We start from the raw sequence: 21,312 nt of genomic DNA, 5'->3' as shown, positions 1-21,312 counted from the left end.
AAGAAATGATGAACATGCAGGAACAGGATCGCTTTCCTATCCGGTTATTTAATTCACTTAGCAGAAAGAAAGAGACATTCAAACCAATTAATCCTCCACATGTGGGTCTCTACGTATGCGGGCCAACGGTATATGGTGATCCCCACCTGGGACACGCGCGTGCCGGAATAACTTTCGATCTGATTTACCGCTACCTGCGGCAGATGGGATACAAAGTCCGTTATGTGAGAAATATTACGGATGTGGGTCACCTCGAAAATGAAGAGGCGGGAACCGGCGAGGATAAAATTGCAAAGAAAGCCCGCCTTGAAGAGCTGGAACCGATGGAAGTGGTTCAGCACTACACCATTCAGTACCACAAAGGGCTTGATGCGCTGAACTGCTTGCGGCCGAGTATTGAGCCAACAGCATCGGGACATATTCCGGAGCAGATCAGGCTGGTGGAGAAGATTCTAAAGAATGGCCTCGCCTACGAAGTGAATGGGAACGTCTATTTTGATCTCGAAGCGTATCGCAAAGGAAACAACTACGGAGAACTATCGGGTAAAGTGCTGGAAGACCTTCAGGCCGGAAGCCGCGATACCGAAGGAATGGAGGATAAAAAAAGCCCGCATGATTTTGCGCTTTGGAAGAATGCATCTCCTGAACACATTATGAGATGGGATTCACCCTGGGGCGAAGGATTTCCCGGCTGGCATATCGAGTGTACGACCATGAGCACCAAATATCTTGGAGAACAGTTCGACATCCACGGGGGAGGGCTCGACCTACAATTTCCGCATCACGAAGCAGAAATTGCGCAATGCCGCGGTGCCCACGGCACCGACCCGGCCAACTACTGGATCCATAACAATATGGTGACGATCGACGGCGCTAAGATGAGTAAATCAGCCGGAAATTTTATTACGCTGGATCAGCTCTTTTCGGGAGATCATGAGTACCTGAACCGTAAGTACAGCCCGATGGCGGCTCGTTTTCTGATGCTGCAATCGCACTACAGAAGCAAAATTGATTTCTCAAACGAAGCACTGGAGGCGGCTGAGAAGGGATATCACAAAATGATGAAAGCATTTTCGCTTATACAGGAATTGTCGTTTACAGGTGCTGACGAAAAAGGGGAGCTGGATGATGAAATCAACACGCTTTGCGACGGCTGTTATGAAAAAATGAGTGATGATTTTAATACTGCCCAGGTACTCGCTGTGCTTTTTGAGATGGTAAATAAAATTAACGCCATACATCATCGTCAGCTTGATGATAAGTCGATTTCGCAAGAGGTTTTCCAGAGAATGAAAGCCACGTTTATCACATTTGTGAGCGATGTGCTTGGACTTGAACCAGAAGCGGATCAACAGAACAGCAAAACCGACGATCTACTGAAGCTGCTGATTGAGGTAAGAGCTGAGGCGCGCGTGAATAAAGATTTCAAACTGTCAGATAAAATCCGCGACGACCTGAAAGAGATCGGTATCACACTAAAGGATGAGAAAACCGGGAAAACAACCTATGAAATTGAATAATATCGACCTGAGTTCGATTATAAAATCATGAATATAAAAGTTTCCTTGGATAGGCTGTGAGAAAATAAATCAACAAGCATTAAAAAAATTCCTTCTATTTGGCCACGAAATCACGATGACACGAAGAATCACGAAGGTTAGTAATTTGATTTTGTTATACTTCGTGTACCCTCGTGACTTTGCGTCTTCGTGGTAAAAATAATGGGCCGATATCTTTGATTAAGTATTTGCTCACAGCCTCTCGAAAAGGGAGGTGAGGGGGGATGTTTATCGAAATTTAAAAAAACGATAAACACCTCTCTGTATCCTCCCATCTTAGGGGAGGCTTTATACCAAATAAATGAATTATTTATAAGCCGAACTGATCTTATAAGTGCGTAATATGGTATCCCCGGCAACTGAACTGTTGTTTTGAACACATCCGAATCAAATAGAACAGGTGATCGAAAATCCGTAATTGAATTTATCGGGCAGGCGATTCGGTGGATTGTAATTAAATTTGTCCGAGCATATCAGCTTATCATTTCACCATGGCTTGGGTCGAACTGCCTCCATACCCCAACATGTTCCAATTATATGATCGAAGCCGTTGAAGAGTGGGGAGCGGTCAAAGGTGTGTGGTTAGGGTTGCGGCGCATCGGTAAATGCCATCCCTGGGGAACCTCGGGATATGATCCTGTGCCGAAACGAACATCAGACAGAAACAAAAGTGAAGAACAATGAAATCAAAACGTTTTGATAGCCCGAAAACCAAATCAAAAAAAGAGATTGAACTTGGCAGCCGGCTTCTGCCAAAATTCAATGAAGACGGACTCATACCGTGTATTACAACTGATGCTTCATCCCGGGAAGTTTTAATGTTTGCCTGGATGAATGAAGAGGCTCTGAGCCTGACATTGAAGACCGGCAAAGCAACGTACTACAGCCGAAGCCGGAAGAAATTGTGGGTGAAAGGAGAGAGCTCCGGACGGGAACAGAAAGTAGTGCAGCTGCTGGTTGATTGCGACCAGGATGTAATTCAGTTACGTGTGCAAGTACAGGGCGAGGGCACATGCCATAACGGGTACAGGAGCTGTTTTTACAGGGCCGTAAAAAACGGCAGCAATGATGAACTCGAATACGTGATTGAGGATCGGGCTTTCGATCCGGATGAAGTTTACGGTGCATAAAATAGATTGCAAATATGAATATTTAAAATACTGCAGTTCAATTATTTAAGTATCACAAACAATAATAATTTTAAGTTGATGAAACACTGAAATGACAAGTTGTATGGCAGACCTAATGACAATTAAATTTGCTGTATATCCACATAAACTGATGGAGTTGTGCTGTAGCAGATTCTATCTTACTTTCACAGATCAGCCGGGAAATTCCCTGAATTGATTGGAGTTACAATATTTAGAATTGACCGTCTTATCCGGTACTTTAAATAGTAATCAAAGAACAAAAGCATCGTAACAATGCCTGATATTCAATCCATCTACCCGAAAGCAGAAAATGGAAACAAGTATACTCAAATACGGATCGAAACTCTTCAGCAGGATCATGGATTTGATTTAAAAAAAACCATACTGGCTACATCTGTTTGCAGTGATGAAATCATACAATCCGCCACCAACTTCCGGGACCACGTTGCCCTGGACAACCCGTTTCAAATAGGAGGGCTTGCCGGATTTCCATTTGCAGGCCTGACCGGATTCCACGCATTTGCGGGGCATATTCCCGATGATGGTGGAGCCATAATTATTTACGGTCCGCATATCGGGGTTTCAGAGTCGAATCATACGGGTAAAGTAATTCGGACAGGGCAGAGGATCGAAACCAGTTGCTGCGGGGCTCTTGTTGGCGCTGTGGGTGCCTTAAAGAATGCCGAAAGTCCGAAACCCGATAAAGAATTAGATTATCAACAATGGCTGTTAACGGATCAGCTGAGCAGACATACAGATGAAATTACAGAGAGTGATGATCCGCTCATCGCCGCAACTGACCGAATGTTTGAGAAGATCGACGGCAGGATAAAAAAATTACTCGAAAAAAGCCGGGATCACTTTAAAGGAGTCCGCGTAGCACTGTTGGGTGGTATAATTATTAATACCGACTACGGTAAAGATGATTGGTTCGATGAACGCAATTTCGAAGTCCACTCGTTTTAAATACTATTAAACAGATTTTATAGATTCAGAAGTATGACCGATAAGAAAAAAAGACCAAGCCGACCTTCATCTTCCAGCGAAAAAGAAGATTCGTTTTCTAAAAAGAAACGTCGTCCATCGGGTAAAAAGAAATCCGGAGTAAGCCGCCAGTCCCGCCGTTCTGAAGGCTCGATGAAGGCTCCTAAAACCGCTCCTCAAAAACAAAACATTGCAGAGGAGATGAGAATCAATAAATATATTGCTCACGCGGGGTTGTGTTCACGCAGGGATGCGGATGAATACGTATCGGCCGGAAAGGTAAAAGTGAATGGAAAAACGGTGACAGAGCTGGGTACAAAAGTTAAGAAAACCGATTCAATTGTAGTCGACGGTCAAACATTAACCCTTGAGCCGTTTACCTACATTCTGCTTAATAAAAATTCCGGAACCATTACCACTACCGATGATGAGCGCGACAGAAACACGGTGATGGATACCATTGAAGATGCCACTGGTCATCGGGTGTATCCTGTTGGCCGGCTCGATAGAAAGACTATGGGGCTGCTGCTGCTCACAAATGATGGTGATCTTGCCCATCGCCTGATGCACCCCAGTTACAAGGTGCGGAAAATCTACCTCGTTCAGCCAAACCGCGTACTCACAGAAGAGGAAATTATCAGGCTGCGGGAAGGAGTGGACCTGGAGGATGGGTTTGCCAAACCGGATTCCGTAGTTCGGGATAAAATTCGGGGTGATTCTATCATCATAACTGTTTTTGAGGGGCGAAATCACCTGATCCGAAGAATGGTAGACTATATCGGGGCAGATGTTAAAAATCTGAAACGGATTGAGTACGCCGGACTCCAGGAAAAAGATCTCAACGTTGGACGCTGGCGCTACCTTCGTAAAGATGAAATCAACAACCTGAGAAAACTCGTCAAACTGGATACACTCGACTTTAACCAACCTGAATAATGCAATATAGCAGCGTAAAAAAAGAATCCGGATCTGTACCTTCTGTAGAAAATCTTCCGATCCATTATGACCTCTATTCACCGGTAACCACCCAAAGCCGATCATTTCCTGTAATTTTATTCCTTCATGGGTTCAAAGGATTTAAAGACTGGGGAGCCTTTCCCGATGCATGCGAAACTATTGCAAGACAAGGATTTTGCGTAGTTTCCTTTAATTTGTCTAAGAATGGTGTCGGCGAGAATATGCTTGAGTTTGATGAGCCGGAACTCTTTCGAAAACAAACTCTCACTTCAGACCTGGAGGATGTTGGCAGCGTAATCAAGCATCTGAAAAAGGGGCAGTTGAAAAGTGAGCAGGTGACGATGAATACTGACAAAATCGGGTTGATCGGACATTCCCGGGGTGGACATACTGCAGTTGCCGCAGCAGCTGAATTTACCGAAGTGCAATGCCTGGTTACCTGGTCTGCAGTTGCGGACTATAACAAACGATGGAGTGATGAGATGATCAGTGACTGGGAAAGCCAGGGATTCACGGATATCGTTAACGGCAGAACCGGACAGACCTTTCCGGTTGACAAGATTGTTTATGATGATGCCCGTGAAAACAGCGACAGATTAATGGCTATTAAGCGCGTAAAAGAACTTCATATTCCGGTACTTTTTGCTGCAGGCAAGGATGATGAATCTGTACCGGTTAAAGATTCAAAAAAACTTTTCCGGGCTTGTCCTTCCGATGATAAAGAGTTACTGATAATTGAAAATACCGGACATACGTTTGGCGTTTCTCATCCGTTCGAAGATGAGAATTTACCAGAACCGTTTGAGGATCTGCTTGAATCCACTGAAACATGGTTCATTCAGCACCTTAGGTAGCCGCAGATTTGCTTATAGCCGGTTCACTGATGGGTTCTGAATGACTCAACTCAACACGAACAATTCACGCACATACTGTATGAACCGTTTGTACTCCATTCTGATTACCGTAGTTCTGCTGCTGACTCTTTCGGAAAAGTCACAGTCCCAGACTCCCGTGCTGATACACGATGAATCATTCCAGAACGGTGCAGTGGAAGCAATAGACTCGCTGTACAACCGGAACACCGAGGCGGCACACCAAATCATGCAGCCGTGGAGAGACAGGCATCCTGATCACCCGATCTGGTCAATGTGGGAAGCCATGGAGCTGTGGTGGCAGGTACTCGAAGATCTTTACGACCACTCGCTGGATGACCAGTTAATGGAGATGATGCAGAGAAGCGAGTATGAAGCCGGGCGGCTGCTCAATCGTGAACGAAATCATCCCGATGCGCTGATAATCCGGGCGCTTGCCAACGGTTACATCGCCCGACATTATGCAAACCGGGACAGCTGGATTACGAGTGTACGAACAGCCCGGAGAGCCTATGTATCCTACGAACAGCTTATGGAGGTTGAGCCCGATTTTATCGATAATGAATTTGTTCGCGGGATGGTGTTGTATTATGCAGCCTACATTCCTGATGAATACCCGGTGGTACGGGCGGTATCGTGGTTTTTACCGGATGGTGACCGGAAAGAGGGGTTAAATAAAATCGATATAGCAGCATCAGACGGAATCTTTTCGCGACCGGAGGCTTCTTATTTTATGGGTAATATTTTACTGAATTATGAGAAGCGTTACGCTGCTGCCATGATTTACCTCAGCAGGCTGGTTGAGGATTATCCGAATAATAGCTATTACCGGAGGCTCTACGTGCGAACGCTTGCCAATCAAAACCGGAATAATGAGGTGCTTGAAGCCGTAGAGAGTGCGATCAGCGAATGGAAAGAAAAGAATAACCCGCGGGAAGATATTCTGCTCGAAGAACTTCGGTTCTGGGAAGGAAGGGCGCTTTACAGGATGAATCGGTTCGAAGAGGCGCTCGAAGCGTTCAATAAATCTATAGAATACGGCTACAACCTTCCAAATCGATCCGAGAGGCTTTACTACAGTGTTGCCAACTACTACGCCGGCCTCACATCAGAAGCCCTTCAGCAGCGCGATAACGCGCGCAGCTACTATACCGTTACGGTTGATCAAAATGTTGAGGGCAATTTTAAGTCGAGGGCCAGAGAACGTCTTCGTGAATTATAATCAGGAACGATTACGTAAAAGAATCATTCACCGGGTTCAGCTTTGAACTCATACCTTACCTCAGACATGTTTTCTTCTCTGCCAGAAGGATAGGTCCGCTCAATAAAAGTGACATTGTGGTTGGTATCCACCATAAGAAGTGTAGAACAGCGTGTTCCGTAATCACTTGTTCGAATAAATAGAGGGGATACCGCTCTCTCCATTTCGGGCGAAAGTCCTGTATCCGGAAGGTGAGCAGCAGGATATTTTTTATCATTTTTCAACATTCTAAAGATCGCTTCTTTGTCCGGTTCTTCGCTGCTTATACTCTCGCGGAACATCGCCTTAGCATGTTCTACTTTAGGCCAGGGCGTATCCAGGAATGCATTGCTCAGCCCGTGAATTCCCGGTTCTATAGGATGATAAATGCCGCGGATGTTGGTTAGGTAATAGAGGCGGCTGACAGAACCGGCAAGCAGGTTGTATCCGTCAAAATCCTCTCTTTGCTGAAGGAATCGCTGAAGTGTTGATTCCGGATTTTCATCATTTGTCAAAAATCTGGGAATTAAAATCCCCCTGGACTGATGGCTTTCCCGCGCAGTTTTAAAATCTCTGTAGTTTGTCAACGCCGCAAGTGTTCCGCGTTTTGATAGTCCCAGCCAGGTTCCGCCTGCTTTCAGATCTTTACCTGCAAGGATAGTTGGCTCATTCTCCCAGAAATGAGCTTTTTGAGTGGGTCTTTCGTAAAATTCATCACGGTTTCCCGCTAAAATTAAGGGGTATCTGGGATGATTTTTATAACTAAAAACAATCAGGCACATGGCGTAAATTTTTCTGTGAATACTATGCTATTAAGATTAAATTGCAGGCTGAAGTAAAAAAGAAGATGGTAAATTTTTTGCAACATTTTAGCTCATTATTACGAACTAATTTAGGTCTGGTTAAAAATTGTTCTGAACTGTTACCGGATGTAAACGAAACACTACGATAGATTCACTCATTCATGCTGGAAACGGACACGGCAAAAAGAGATATCACCCTTGTGGTGATCGGGCTTCTGGCTGCCGGTTTTTTTTATTGGTTTTACGGCTCTGTTCACCCGCTTGGGACGGCTGACGGCTCGCTGGGGGAGGATACTGCTCAATCGATCTCTTCACAAGAACTTACAAGGCTTGGTTACGCAACGGCGTCTGATGCACTTACAACATTCAGAACTAATAATTCGGTTCTTGAGGCCCGGCAGCGAAATCCTGCAGATGACAGTATTATTGTGCGATTACAAGATAGACAATCTTATTTTGTAGCTCCGGCTTTCTATTGGCACTCTCAGCAGGTTTTAACCGCAGATGAGCGGTCTCGCGCTTTAATGGGGGGTGATGCAGTTGACAGCACAGTTGAAGTTGTGCTTTCTGAATCTGGGGAATTTATAGCTCTTTATAACAGCGAAGCCATATTTCCATCAAGAGTGATGGAGCTTCCATTTCTGGAAGAAATATTTCCTGAACACGCCGGACAGCTGCAGTCTTATCGAACAGATAGCAACATATTTGATCAGTTCCATTTTCAAATAAACAGCTCAAGAAATGGATTGGGAACAAGTGAGAATCAATTTGTACTCTCACGGGAGGATGTCATCCGGCTTGCTGAGTATCATCTTGATGAAACGGTATGGCCGCTTGACTATTTTTCGTTAAGCGATATCGAATCGATTGTGTATCACGGTGTGGATCTTGCGCGTGTTGAATATACAGGTGGAGATTCTGATCAGATTGTGCTCGCGATGGAGATGCTGCCAACCGGAGCGCTGCTCAGTTTGAGCTACAATTTCACAACGGATGAAAATGAGAGCGCAATTTCCGACATCCGGATCGGAACTGTAACAACAGTCGCGCTTCTTTTTGCTATCTGGGTTCTCGTACTTCTTTTTGTGCGTATTCGCCTGAGGCTTATTGATACGAAACTTGCCGTGCTTATTGCTGTACTTGCAGGTTTTTTACTTCCGCTCGTGGGGCTGCTGGAGTGGATTTATAGTATCTTTTTTACTTTTGATGAGTTTACTCTGCAAACTATTTTCTGGGATCTTTTCCAATTTGGTTTCCTTGCTTCACTCGGTTCACTTTTCTTTTTCACAACAACTGCTGTTGGCGATTCCATCACGCGGGATAACTGGCTGGAAAAATTGAGAACTTTTGACCTGATCCGGCTTGGTAAAGTATACAACCGCCCGGTAGGATTAATGGTCATTCGGGGAGTAGCGTGGTCGTACATTATGATCATTCTATTCGGTTTCATTTTTTACATGATGCCGGATGGATATTTAAATGTGTCCGAACAGTTTCGATCAGATCGTACCATACTGCCGTCCGTTTCAGTACTGATTATCAATCTTCTTCTTTTCCTGTTTATCACCCAGGCTCTGCTTCTGATTCTTGTGGGGAAACTCCGCGCGTTCACAAAAAAAGGCATCTGGATTGTGCTGCTGGTTGGTACTGTTTCTGCTGTGATCGGATTTCTGCCGGTAAATATCGGTCCGTGGTATGTAGATATGACGGTTGGGGGGCTGGTCGGCCTGGCGATCGGGTGGATCTATTTAAAAGAAGATTATCTCACCATTTTACTTGCACTCATTTTACTTGGTATGCACCTGATGAGTGCCTCGGGGTGGGTTATGGCAACTTCACCTGACAGCTCGGTTTTTTATGTATCGCTATTGTTTACAGTAATACTGATCGGCATTGGTGCATATGGCCTCTACAGAGGACAGCCAATCGATCAGCTGCCGGAGTATGTCCCCGATTACATCAATGATTTAAAGAAAGATGAACGGGTAAAGCAGGAGCTTCAAATTGCCAGAAAAGTACAACAGTCGTTCCTGCCTGAAACAATGCCTGTAGGAAACGGAATGGAGTTTGCCGCGATCTGTAAACCTGCATACGAAACCGGGGGTGATTATTACGATTTTATCGGTATTGATGATGATAAACACGCGATTACTATCGGGGATGTGAGCGGCAAGGGAATCGAAGCAGCTTTTTATATGACCTTTACCAAAGGTGTGCTCCATGCACTCTGTAGCAGCTCCGGCTCAACAGTAGATATCCTTGCAAAAATTAATGAGCTCTTCCTGAAGAATGCAAGGAAGGGAACGTTTATCTCACTCATATTTGGTGTGATCGATACAACCCGCAACACCTTTCGTTTTTCGAGAGGGGGGCATAATCCCATTCTGCACTTTTCTGCTGAGGAAGGCGTTCTGAAGGAGCATCGTCCGCCGGGAATCGGACTTGGAATGGCACCGGACGGCATTTTCAGGAAAAACATGCAAGAAACAGAAATCTCTCTGAAATCGGGGGATCTCATTGTGCTGTTCACCGATGGAGTGGTGGAGGCTACCAATGCCCGCGGAAAGTTCTACGGTGATAAACGGCTGCATGGTGTGATTAAACGTCACTCCAGGCGAAGTGCTGAGGAAATTCTTAACGCAATTGCCGCTGATCTGTATAAATTTGCCGAGGGTTCCGATCCACACGATGATATGACGGCGATCGTTATAAAGAAGCAGTAAAATTTTTTAAGAAGTTCATTATCTTATTTTCTATGAAACATAAAATTATCTTTTTGATTGCAGTTGCAGGCTTTCTGCTGTATTCAGTTTCGGCATCTGCCCAATCCCTGAACCCCACCGAACTCGACAGAGCTCTCGAATATGCGGGGCAGAATGACAAAAAAGTTCTGATCGATGTCTATGCCGAATGGTGTCCCTACTGTGAACGAATGCACAACGAAGTTTACACAGAATCAGGTGTAATTGAAGCGGTGAACGAACACTACTACTTAGTGAAGATCAATATCGAATCGGAAGAATTGGTAAACTATCTCGGCAATGAAATGTCTGAGCGGGAATTTTCAGCTATGCTGAACAGCTCAAGTCTGCCAACTACATTCTTCATGAATCCGGATGGGGATCTGCTCGGAATGCAGCCGGGGTTACTTCCTGCCGATGTTTTCGAAGATCTGCTGTATTTCGTTGGAACAAATGCATTTGAATCGAATACTTTCGAGGAGTACAGAAACCGGAATTAGTTAAACCGAGCCCGAAATTTACCTCCATGAGCAGAAGTCAGTCCGTAGAAGACTACCTCAAAGCGATTTACAAACTTGAACTAAACCTCGATGGCAAGGGCGTACCCACGTCTGAACTTGCCCGTGAGATGGGTGTGGCCAATGCCTCGGTAACCAATATGGTAAAGCGATTGTCAGAACTTGGAATGGCAACGCATCAATCCTATTACGGCACCAAGCTAACCGAATCAGGTAAAAAAATCGCTCTCGAAATGATTCGGCATCACCGCCTGCTTGAGCTTTACCTTGCAGAGATGCTTGGTTACTCCTGGGATCAGGTGCATGACGAGGCTGAAAAACTGGAGCATCACATCTCGGAACAGTTCGAGGATAGAATTTCTGAACTTCTGGACGACCCGAAGTTTGACCCGCACGGTGATCCTATCCCTTCTAAAGATGGAAAAATTCCGAGGCTTGGACTCAAACCGCTGTCCGAAATTAATGAGAGTACAAAAATTATCGTCAAAAGGGTGAAAAATCAGGATCCTGAACTGCTCCGTTATCTTCATACGTACGGCCTGACCCCGGGATCAAACGTCAAGGTAATAAAAAAAGAGCCGTTCGATGGTCCTCTTGAATTACTTGTGGATGGGAAAACGGTTACACTTGGTCATAATATTGCAGAAGATATACTTGTTGTATACCCCGGCGAAAGTAAAAATCAACCTCAGGCAGTGTGATCCATCGGGTTGGGATAGTTGAAGGAGAAATCGAACTCTTCTTTAAGTTTTTCGTTCAAAATAATCCGGTTTATTGAATCACTCTCCTCATCAAATTGGGGTTCAGGAACATCATAATGGCGTGCAGCCGACTGATAGAGTGTCTTTCGGGGTGGGTGGCCGTCAGAAACTGCGTTATAGATTCCACTGCTAATCTCACTCTTCAACAGCGTCTGAACGATTCGAATGCAGTCCCGCTGATGAATAAGATTCACCGGTTTGTAAGGAGATTTTATGCCGGTACGACCAGACAGTTGTTTAACCGGATGGCGGCTGTAGCCATATAATCCTCCAAAACGGAGGACAATGGTTTCAAACTGATCCGAACTGCAAATGATCTCTTCCGCACGGAGAACAGCTTTTCCGGAAGGCCGGCTCGTATTGTTTATATCTGTCATCTCTTCTGTAAAGGAGCCTTCCTCCATAGGGTAAACTGAGGTGCTGCTGGCAAAAATTACCTGCTGAATATCAGAATTTTTGGATTCCAGAACGGATCGTACGGATTCGATTTTTTCAGTATAAGATTGCACGACATTTTCCGTGCCTCTCCCGGGAGGGATGTTCAAAAATAATGTATTGGATTTCCAGAATGATGATGATGATGATCCGCAATCCGACAGGTCTTCTGGCAAGGTCAGGCGATGCGCCTCAACTCCATTTTCTTCAAGAAGTCTGAATTTTTCATCTGAGCGGGTTGATCCTTTTACATTATATCCGCTTTCAAGTAACTCTTGTGCAAGCGGAAAGCCAAGCCATCCGCAACCCAAAATTGATATTTGCATTACTACATTTGATTGATTCAGTAGAAGGTAATCACTGCTGCATGTAATTAAAAAAAGAAATAAAAAAAGGGCGCTGCTAATGCCGCGCCCTTTTTGTGTTTAGTGAATTTTAGCCACTGTCCTACATTGATTCTTGGGCACGATACTACAAAAAGTGACGTATCACACGAATCAGATAATCTTACAATGTGATTTTCAATCCACCCATAAACATTCTTGGGAGTCCGGGACGAACTCCGTGTGGCCTGTCAGATACGATATATGTATCATCGAGCAGGTTACGTACATTTACAAATACATTGATATTGTTTGATGCCTGGTATGATGTATTCAGATCTACGAGGAAATATCTGTCTGTTCGTTGATCGTTTGGAATCGTACCCTGTCCGGCAACCGTTCGCATCTGGCTTGTGGTGGTGGTATTCAGGTTTAAGCTGTATTGGCGGTAATCCAGTCCTGCTGAAGCATTGAACTGATGGGAGGGAATGAATGGAAGTTCATCACCACTGTTTACCGATCCCCACGGGCTGAAATCACTGTCGAATGAATTTTTAAATGTAGCGTTTGTAAAGGTATAGTTTACGTTTACAGGAATGGAAAACGCAGAGTCGTTGGTACGAATCAGGTTGGTGCCTGCGGCTACTTCAAGGCCAGAAACTTCTACTTTACCTGCATTGAACTGGGCAGTGGTTCCTGTACCGCCTCCGGCTGCGAGATCTGAACCAAGAAGGTTGCTGTAATCGTTAAAGAATCCGATTACTTCGAGGTTGTATCGCTCATCTGCGAAACGAAATCCAAGTTCATAGTTAATACTCTCCTCTGAACGCGTATCCGCTGATGAACCCGGGCTCGGTGGAGAAAATCCTTTATGAATTCCGGAGATGAGGGTCAGGTTGTCTAACAGATCGTAGGTAACTCCAATTCCGGGGACAAATACATTGATCGAATATTCATTGACGGATAGGTCACTTCCGGTTCGGTCGAGATCCGCAGATCCATAATTCCGATTTTCAAACTGAATGTTTTCGTATCGAATACCCGGTGTAAAGGTAAATTGGTTAAACGTTATTCTATCTTGCAGAAAAACGGAAAGAGCGGTTGCAGATCCTACTCTGTTCGCTTGAGTTCCGGGTGTTCCCTGTGAAGTAAGAATCATAGTTCCTTCCTCCATTCGGTATCCATCTTCATACTGGAACCGGTCTTCTTCATCCTGGTGCAGTCTCACGCCAAGCTGAATATCATTTTGAAACGTTCCGATATCTGCAGTCATGGAAAGTACAGTTTCAACACCCTGAGAGAAATATTCGCGATTGTTGGAGCGTACTGAAAGCGCATCATCAGCACTGTTTGCACCGCGCAAGATATCCAAAGCAGCCTCGTTTTGTGCCGGGTTACGCAGAACGCCTGCAGGGGATGATCCATTTATTGTCTGCAGCTTATACCAGTCTCTCGAAAAATTATTTCTGTAGAGTGTAGTAGTGAGATCCAGTCTTTCTGAGAACTGTATGAAATGTCGCGCCATAAACTGCAGGTGTTCGGCATCCATGCGGTCCGCTTGCGAAGCGGCATAACGGCGAAATGGAGATTCTTCAAAATCAGCCCGGGTAAGTCCAAGATACGTTTCATTTGATACCTCGTCGTAATAACCCACTTTGAAATCAGCCCGCTGATAATATCTCGCATCCGGACTGGTTCGGACCATAAACTTTCCTACAAAGTTGCGAATATCGAAACCCGTATTATCACCGCCATCCAGATTTTTAAAACCATCGGTTCCAATCTGCATGCCCTCAATCATATACCCGAAATTTTGGAATGAATCTCCAACATTGGCATACAGATTGTTGGAACTATTCTCACCGATGCTCATTTCAGCATTACCGCCAAATTCAGATGGAATTGGGGTTGAAATCAGGTTAATTGCACCACCGGTGGTGTTGGGGCCATATTTGATCTGCGCCGAACCTTTACGAACTTCCACAGTATTCATGCGGCGAACCATAGGAAAATAATACGCCGCCGGAGCAGAATAGGGTGCAGGAGCAATCAATACCCCATCTTCCATAAGATTCACTTTTGAACTTCGCTCCACACCGGCTCCACGAAGTCCGATATTGGGACGAAGGCCGTATCCATCTTCATCCTGAATGTTAATTCCGCTGATATTCCGCAGAACACGGTGGATATCAGTATAGCTCTGTTTCTGAAGCTGTTCCGCTGTGATATATGTGGCTGCACCCGGAATTTTATTCATCCAAACCGGCGCACCGACAATAGTAACGCGATCCATCACCACTTTGTCGAGATGGTTTGTAGTATCACGGTCAGCCGTGGTTCTGTCCTGTGCTGAAAGAGTTGTAACTGTGAGACAAAGCGAACATAAAATCAGGATCACTTTCAGTTGTTTATTCAGATTCATAGTATCTTTTTACCAATTATGTAATTTAACAGGGTTAGTTATTTAGAACGAGTCTAATTTAAGGCGGGATTCATTAAGGTTCAACGTTATTTAGAATAAATCTAAATTAATATAGCAGGTCGCTGACCCGATCTTTAGAACGTAATATCATCATGGCCAACAATAAGATAGCAGTATTAGGAGCCGGTATAACAGGCCTGGTTGCCGCATATAAACTCAATATAATTGGAAAAACAGTTGAGCTATTTGATCGCAAACCTGTAGCCGGCGGAGCGATCCGGACACAAAAAGAGGAGGGATGGCAATTTGAATATGGACCTAATACTCTTTTGCTGAAAGATGCTGAAGTTGAAGAGTTCCTGATGGAGCTTGGACTGACTGACGAAATCAGTGTGGCAAATCCGGAAGCTTCCCGTCGATTTATAGTACGGAATGGCAAAATGCATCCGCTGCCGACATCACTTAAATCATTTATCAAAACCCCGATATTTTCAGGAAAAGCAAAATTTCGCCTGCTCGGGGAGCCTTTTCCCTCACGCGGTCCGGATGACGAATCGCTGGCTGATTTTGTGGAGCGCCGATTTGGAACCGAAATTCTAAATTACGCCGTAAATCCGTTTGTGGCCGGAATCCATGCGGGTGATCCGTCCGTTCTTTCATTGAAACATAGTTTTCCGCTGCTACATGAACTTGAACAGTCTTCTGGTTCTGTTCTGATGGGCGCCGTTCGCCGGATGATGAATCGTAACAAAACAGCGTCCGTTAAAAGACGATTGATCTCATTTAAAAACGGTATGCAGCAACTGCCTGATACCCTTTTTTCCCGCCTTGATACCACTTTTATGAATTGCGAAATCAAGAGTATCAGAAAAACGGACCAAGGTTGGAATCTTCATACCCAAAATGGAGATTTCGGACCCTACTCAGATATCATTTCAACTATCCCGCTGCATAAATGGTCTGATGAACTTTTTCCCTTTACAAAGCTGGAGATTGAAACGGCACGTAATGTATATCACCCGCCTATTTCAGTACTATTGCTCGGTTATAAAAAAGAACAAATAAGGCATCCGTTAAATGGATTTGGTTTCCTGGTTCCCGAAATTGAAAATCGATCTGTTTTAGGAGCACTGTTCACATCCACACTGTTTGAAAATCGGGCTCCTGAGGGATGCCATCTTTTAACTGTTTTTATTGGCGGGGTAAGGCAGCCGAAATTAGCGAATCTGAGCAGTGAAAAACTGGTAAAACTGGCGGAGACTGATTTAAAAGATCTGATAGGGCTCAGCGGCGAAGCTGTTTTTAAAGATCACATCTACTGGCCCAAGGCTATACCACAGTATCAGGTTGGATATGGAGAGGTGTTACAGATGTTTGATGAGCTTGAGGAAAAGCACGAGGGACTCCACCTGGCCGGTAACTATCGGGGCGGAATTTCGGTACCTGACTGCATCAAAAACGGACTACAGCTGGCGGAATCTCTACGCTGAGTGGAGGTGTCTGGAATTGGAGATATGGTATTTCTCGTGCTTATTAATCCAGCCCAAAAATTTGATGTCGCAATGGATGATTCGTTTTGCAAGGCTCAAGATTTCAGAAATACCATATCTAAGAGGCTATGAGTTATGAAAGGGAAAGATATGGTATTTCTCATGCTAATTAATTCAGTTCAAAAATCAGATGTCACAATGGATGATTCGTTTTGCAAGACTCAAGACCTTCAGAAATACCATATCTAAGAGGCTATGAGTTATGAAAAGGAAAGATATGGTATTTCTCATGCCAATGAATCCAGTTCAAAAACCAGATGTCGCAATGGATGATTCGTTTTGCAAGGCTCAAGATCTTCAGAAATACCATATCTAAGAGGCTGTTAGTTGTGTAAAGGAAAGATATGGTATTTCTCATGCCAACGAATCCAGTTCAAAAATTGATGTCGTAATGGGTGTTTTGTTTTGCAAGACTCAAGATCCTCAGAAATACCATATCTAAGAAGCCGTGAGTTATGAAAGGGAAAGATATGCTATTTCTCGTGCTTATTAATCCAGCCCAAAAATTTGATGTCGCAATGGATGATTCGTTTTGCAAGACTCAAGATCTTCAGAATTACCATAACTGCCCAACCAAAGTGACCTATTTTTCTAATGTGGGTCTGGATGAAAACATCTCCAGAACCTCCTGAAGTACATTTTGCCCGATTTTTGTAAATCGTTCTCCTCTGCTCAATGCTAAAAACCGAAGCATAAGTCTCAGGTTATTCATCAGTAGTGGAGGGTTGGTTACCAGGGTTTCATTTTCAATGATAAAATCCCAGTCTATTTTTCCATCAAATTGAACACCCTCTTTCTCCATAAACTGCTTATATATATTCGCAATTAACCCATACCCGATAGTGGACGGATGCAGCCCGTCGAGGCTAAAAATTCCACCTCTGTCAATCTTCCCTGAGGAATCCGCAAGCCTGAGGTAATCGGTGGAAATCCGGGGTTGTCCATCTTCGTCAACCAGGTAGGAGGTCGAACGGTTTTTTTTGAGAGCTTCAATGAATGGTTCTGGAAACGGGCGAACATTTTCAGCACCCATACGCCGGCGTGCCGCTGCCTGAACATATCGCCCAACGGGCACTACATGAAATCCAAACTCATCCGCAAGTTCCAGGATGATAGCGTTATACTGATCGATATGCTGATCCAGGGTAATAGCTTGCTCTTTTGTAAGATGCGGATGCTTGTCGGGATCAAAATCCTCATCCCAGATCCAAAACCTTGAGTAGTAGTCAAAGTAGCCGGTTCTCGGTTTCGTTTTATCCGAATTTACTCCACGAATGGCAGGGGGGATTGTCAAATAAGGAAGTGTGGGTAAAAACACGCGATTTACACCAATTCTACTGATTTTCTGATACAGAATCCGAAGTTCATCTTCAAAATGTTCCGGACGGAAAACTGTACATGTGCGTTCATTATGCGGAGCATTCAGATCATGCTCTTCAGAGTAAATGAGCTCCAGGTTTGTAACTGCCCCCACAATATTGTTGTGTCCCACACAGCAGATCAGGTTTTCAATTCCGCCATCTTTCTGGAGCCATTCTACGTTGTCAATCATCGAATAACCTTCAAACTTTTCTGAAAAGGAAGGATTTAGAACCATTCGCGCGGTTATATGCATGGCATGATCCGGCAGAACACTGAATACCGTATACCGGGGAGCGTTATTTTCGATGAATTGCCGGCTGTATGATTCATTTATCAGCCAGGTATCACTCAGTGAAAATCCCCACACCGACAGGTTGTGATAGGGTGCATTTCGTTCCACTCGAAGGGATCTGTTTTGACCTTCCCAGTGATTTTTTATTCTGCGCAGGGTTTTAAAAAGATGCGTTCCGGCACTGAGGTATTGATTCCACGAAATTTCATCTCCGAACTCTTCAGACATTTCCCGAACCAGCATTTCTATGTTGATGGGAATACCGGTGTGAGCTGTGAAGGAGGGACGTTCGAATTCAACTTTTGGTTTAAAAGCTCGCGCAAGAAGGGCCGGAAAACTGAGATCTGTACGATAGATTCCCCCGTTTTTAAATCCCTGTGCCATACTATCCCCGATAGCGACAAGCCGATGTTTGTAAGAAGTCCGTCTGCTAAACACGAGATGAAATTGTTATCTTATGGAACTAATTCTGTTTCATGTGTACAATTGACTGTACTTAATGGAACACAATTGTGCCTGATTCATTTTCTATTTTGCATAAATAGGGGGCTTTGCAATACTACCCGTCTCCACGCTGTATGAGCGGACTGATGGGTATTTCAAAGCTTTCTAATAAACCATTGGTTTTGCAGTGATTTACTGCTCAGTTGCCAACGCAATAATAGTCATTAACGATGATGCATCTACAAAGATATAAACTTAAGTATTAAACGAGATTAAAATTATGTCCAATCCGTCAAGTGATCTTCAAAATTTCAGAGAATCCCGTCAGATAATGAATGAAAAAATTCTCGACCTGGATCACCTTGGAATTAAGCGGTTTTTCAATTTGGATACAAATACATATCGCGATGGTGCTCTCCCGTCACAAACGAAAGAACTTCTCGGGCTTGTGGCATCAGCCGTTTTGCGCTGCAACGACTGTATCGATTACCACCTGGAGCAGTGCGCTGCCTCCGGCTCAACGAAAGAGGAAATTATCGATGCAATGAACGTTGCCCTGGTAGTGGGAGGTAGTATTGTGATCCCCCACTTACGCCACGCGGTTCAAACCATAGAAACACTTGAAAATGAAGGAGCCCTTTGAAGAGATTGATTCTCTGTATTTCAGTTTTTTTAATTGGATTTGTCCTATTTAGTCCGGTTTCCGCACAATTGATGGATGATACCGATCGGCAGGGGAGTCAGCATTCGATTTTTCCGTTGGTCGGTTATACGACCGATTATGGACTTTTCGGCGGCGGGGTTTACCAGCGAATCAACTATGCAGATTCAAGACGTCCTTTTTTATCCAATATGATGGTTGATGTTACGGGTTCTACAAAAGGAAAATGGGCCGCCCGGGTTGATTATGAACGTATCGAAATGTTCAGCCGCCCGATCCGGAACCGAACAATTGTTGATCTGGAATTGAACCCCATCCGCAGTTATTTTGGTATTGGAAACAATACACTCTACACTCGAGAGGATTTGGATGACGGGCTCTACTACTTAAATCAACAGCATGCTCTTGTTACTTTTGAAGCCAGGACACCTCTGTTTGATATTACAGGTGAATCGGCACTTGACGGCGCTCTGCGCCTTAAGACATCGTACACATCGGCTACAGAAGATGGCGAAGAGACTCGCTTTTATACAGATCCGCCATCTCATTTTGATGCAGGATGGGTAAATACACTGGGAGCCGGACTGCTCTTTGACAGCCGGGAAAATGAGTTTGCCCCAAAATCCGGTCAGCGACACGAAATCGGTATTGATATAAGCAGTTCACTGTTTGGCAGTTCTTATTCGTTTTATGAACTTTTTGCTGATTTGAGTTATTATCTTTCACCGCTGGAAAACACCGTTCTGGCGCAGCGTTTTACAGCACGCCATAACATTGGTGATACACCCTTCTGGGAACTTCCTGCACTCGGAAGCAGTCGTGGCTTACGTGGGTTTGCACTGGACCGTTTTATGGGCGACAGCTCCGTGCTCTACATGGCTGAACTCCGGCAGTGGCTCGTTTCTTTTCTTGACGATGAAATCCGGTTAGGTGCACATCTGTTTTTTGATACCGGCCGCGTTTTTTCTGAATTTGATTCAAACGAACTATTTGACGAATGGAAAAGAACGTGGGGAGTTGGTGGTGCAATGACACTATTTAGCCCCGATCTTATCTTCCGCGGTGAAGTCGGCTTTTCCGGGGAAGATTACAGGATTTATGCGGGAGTGGGGTACGCTTTTTAAATCAGTCATTGAAATTTGAATGAACCGGGAATTACCACGCAGCCCATTAATTCAAAAACGTACTCATAACCGTACACTACTAACTCCAATCAATGCTGAAAAACTTTTGATTGAGAGTTTGTAACCTCTTTCCATTTCAAAAAAAATGCAGGACAAACAATTAAACTTTTTTATGAGCAGTAAAAATATTCTTGTGACAGCTCCATCTGAAATGTGCGGAAACCTAAAACTGTTGATAGATCAGAATCCGGATTTCTTCACCCATACACCGCTCGAACAATATGAACCGTTCATTCAGCGAGAGGAGTCAGACGCGCTGAAAGCACTGCTCCATACATTTACATTCGTTGTGTATGGAAGCCTCGGAAATGCGAAGTATTTTATCCGATGGGTGAAAGAACATGAGCAGATGGATGTCATACAAAATCTCGTCCATTTTGTGATGGATAAACCGGCTGCCCAATTCTTAGAAAAAAACGGAGTGCCTGCAATTATGCCCCGGGAGAATGCCCGCCCGATTGATATCATGGAGTTTATGCTGAGGGTTTCAAAAGAGGGGAAAACTCTGTATCCAAAGTCCAAGGAAAAGGCTGAAGAGATGCCCGGTTTGCTTCATGAACTTCAAATGCCCGTTGCAGAATTTACCGTTAGCCGCGAGAAGGAACTGCAATCCGGTACGCTGAAATCGCATCGGCTGAAATTTTCGGATGAGGATCCAAAAGTGATTTTATTTCATAACCGCTCATCTGTCACCCGTTCGGTTACGGCTTTCCCAAACCTGAACCTGTCTGAAAAAGTAATTATTTCAGGAAGTGCCGGTGTTACCCAAATGCTGGTAGATAAGGCCATTGAGCCGGGTTTTGAGGCGGAAGGGAGCTGGCCATCGATAGGGGAACTGATCCAAAAAGAGATCTTGAGTTAGTCGTACACTGAAGAAAACCTGTGGCTTTAGTGTAATGCCTTCAATAAAATCTGGCACGTCATCGGGTGAGTTTTTCGAAAAATCGAGTCACATTGGGTCAATCAATTGACTCATGGATGACTCATCCGAATACTTATGTCATGTCAACCCTAATCCTGTCAGGTTTGAAGAATGAAAGCCTTGATAAGAAG

At 44.4% G+C, this 21,312-nt stretch carries 18 protein-coding genes; 14 read left to right on the top strand and 4 right to left on the bottom strand.

Annotated elements, in window-relative coordinates:
• Positions 1–5: 5 nt before the first annotated feature.
• The 7 genes from cysS (at position 6) to DYD21_RS07475 (ending at position 6,745) form a co-directional block, all read left to right on the top strand.
• Positions 6–1,520 (top strand): cysteine--tRNA ligase, encoded by a 1,515-nt coding sequence (gene cysS, locus DYD21_RS07505; RefSeq protein WP_233505497.1) that lies wholly within the window; start codon positions 6–8, stop codon positions 1,518–1,520.
• A gap of 477 nt (positions 1,521–1,997) precedes the next feature.
• Positions 1,998–2,243, top strand: a complete 246-nt coding sequence (gene yidD / locus DYD21_RS07500; RefSeq protein ID WP_209388402.1) for a membrane protein insertion efficiency factor YidD — start codon at positions 1,998–2,000, stop codon at positions 2,241–2,243.
• On the top strand, positions 2,240–2,689 hold the full coding sequence (gene hisI, locus DYD21_RS07495) for a phosphoribosyl-AMP cyclohydrolase (RefSeq protein WP_116034810.1): 450 nt from the start codon (positions 2,240–2,242) through the stop codon (positions 2,687–2,689). The genes yidD and hisI overlap by 4 nt, the downstream gene beginning before the upstream one ends.
• Before the next feature lie 294 nt (positions 2,690–2,983).
• Positions 2,984–3,676: a hypothetical protein gene (locus DYD21_RS07490; protein WP_116034808.1), complete on the top strand. Its 693-nt coding sequence runs from the start codon at positions 2,984–2,986 to the stop codon at positions 3,674–3,676.
• 33 nt (positions 3,677–3,709) lie between these two features.
• Positions 3,710–4,630 (top strand): pseudouridine synthase, encoded by a 921-nt coding sequence (locus DYD21_RS07485; RefSeq protein ID WP_233505493.1) that lies wholly within the window; start codon positions 3,710–3,712, stop codon positions 4,628–4,630.
• Positions 4,630–5,505, top strand: coding sequence for a S9 family peptidase (locus DYD21_RS07480; RefSeq protein ID WP_116034806.1), 876 nt, complete (start codon positions 4,630–4,632; stop codon positions 5,503–5,505). The genes DYD21_RS07485 and DYD21_RS07480 overlap by 1 nt, the downstream gene beginning before the upstream one ends.
• Positions 5,506–5,584: 79 nt before the next feature.
• A complete protein-coding gene (locus DYD21_RS07475; protein WP_158551448.1) occupies positions 5,585–6,745 on the top strand; it encodes a M48 family metallopeptidase in 1,161 nt (386 codons plus the stop codon).
• 23 nt (positions 6,746–6,768) lie between these two features.
• Here DYD21_RS07475 and DYD21_RS07470 read toward each other — a convergent pair whose 3' ends face one another.
• On the bottom strand, positions 6,769–7,545 hold the full coding sequence (locus DYD21_RS07470) for an NRDE family protein (RefSeq protein WP_116034802.1): 777 nt from the start codon (positions 7,543–7,545) through the stop codon (positions 6,769–6,771).
• 182 nt (positions 7,546–7,727) lie between these two features.
• Between DYD21_RS07470 and DYD21_RS07465 the strand changes: the two genes are divergently transcribed.
• The 3 genes from DYD21_RS07465 to DYD21_RS07455 are packed head-to-tail and all read left to right on the top strand — an operon-like array spanning position 7,728 to position 11,526.
• Positions 7,728–10,289: a PP2C family protein-serine/threonine phosphatase gene (locus DYD21_RS07465; RefSeq protein WP_116034799.1), complete on the top strand. Its 2,562-nt coding sequence runs from the start codon at positions 7,728–7,730 to the stop codon at positions 10,287–10,289.
• A 32-nt stretch (positions 10,290–10,321) separates the two neighbouring features.
• Complete coding sequence (locus DYD21_RS07460) at positions 10,322–10,807, top strand: thioredoxin fold domain-containing protein (protein ID WP_116034797.1); 486 nt, start codon at positions 10,322–10,324, stop codon at positions 10,805–10,807.
• A 26-nt stretch (positions 10,808–10,833) separates the two neighbouring features.
• A complete protein-coding gene (locus tag DYD21_RS07455; RefSeq protein ID WP_116034795.1) occupies positions 10,834–11,526 on the top strand; it encodes a metal-dependent transcriptional regulator in 693 nt (230 codons plus the stop codon).
• Here DYD21_RS07455 and DYD21_RS07450 read toward each other — a convergent pair.
• Both DYD21_RS07450 and DYD21_RS07445 read right to left on the bottom strand, forming a co-directional pair.
• Complete coding sequence (locus DYD21_RS07450) at positions 11,514–12,347, bottom strand: SDR family oxidoreductase (RefSeq protein WP_116034793.1); 834 nt, start codon at positions 12,345–12,347, stop codon at positions 11,514–11,516. The genes DYD21_RS07455 and DYD21_RS07450 overlap by 13 nt on opposite strands.
• A gap of 181 nt (positions 12,348–12,528) precedes the next feature.
• A complete protein-coding gene (locus tag DYD21_RS07445) occupies positions 12,529–14,766 on the bottom strand; it encodes a TonB-dependent receptor domain-containing protein (RefSeq protein WP_116034790.1) in 2,238 nt (745 codons plus the stop codon).
• Between the two features lie 152 nt (positions 14,767–14,918).
• Between DYD21_RS07445 and hemG the strand changes: the two genes are divergently transcribed.
• Positions 14,919–16,256, top strand: coding sequence for a protoporphyrinogen oxidase (gene hemG / locus DYD21_RS07440; RefSeq protein ID WP_116034788.1), 1,338 nt, complete (start codon positions 14,919–14,921; stop codon positions 16,254–16,256).
• A gap of 643 nt (positions 16,257–16,899) precedes the next feature.
• On the opposite strand, the gene DYD21_RS07435 is transcribed toward hemG, so the two are convergent.
• Complete coding sequence (locus tag DYD21_RS07435; protein ID WP_116034785.1) at positions 16,900–18,408, bottom strand: hypothetical protein; 1,509 nt, start codon at positions 18,406–18,408, stop codon at positions 16,900–16,902.
• Between the two features lie 286 nt (positions 18,409–18,694).
• Between DYD21_RS07435 and DYD21_RS07430 the strand changes: the two genes are divergently transcribed.
• The 3 genes from DYD21_RS07430 to DYD21_RS07420 all read left to right on the top strand — a co-directional run bounded on the left by DYD21_RS07430 (position 18,695) and on the right by DYD21_RS07420 (position 21,121).
• Positions 18,695–19,057: a carboxymuconolactone decarboxylase family protein gene (locus tag DYD21_RS07430; RefSeq protein ID WP_116034783.1), complete on the top strand. Its 363-nt coding sequence runs from the start codon at positions 18,695–18,697 to the stop codon at positions 19,055–19,057.
• Complete coding sequence (locus DYD21_RS07425; protein WP_116034781.1) at positions 19,054–20,199, top strand: BamA/TamA family outer membrane protein; 1,146 nt, start codon at positions 19,054–19,056, stop codon at positions 20,197–20,199. The genes DYD21_RS07430 and DYD21_RS07425 overlap by 4 nt, the downstream gene beginning before the upstream one ends.
• Positions 20,200–20,371: 172 nt before the next feature.
• Positions 20,372–21,121 (top strand): hypothetical protein, encoded by a 750-nt coding sequence (locus tag DYD21_RS07420; protein ID WP_147303519.1) that lies wholly within the window; start codon positions 20,372–20,374, stop codon positions 21,119–21,121.
• Positions 21,122–21,312 lie beyond the last annotated feature (191 nt).

It is taken from the genome of Rhodohalobacter sp. SW132 (assembly GCF_003390325.1).
Classification (GTDB): Bacteria; Bacteroidota; Rhodothermia; order Balneolales; family Balneolaceae; genus SW132.
Note: the sequence above shows the minus strand (reverse complement) of the source record. Positions and strands in the feature narration are given on the sequence as shown.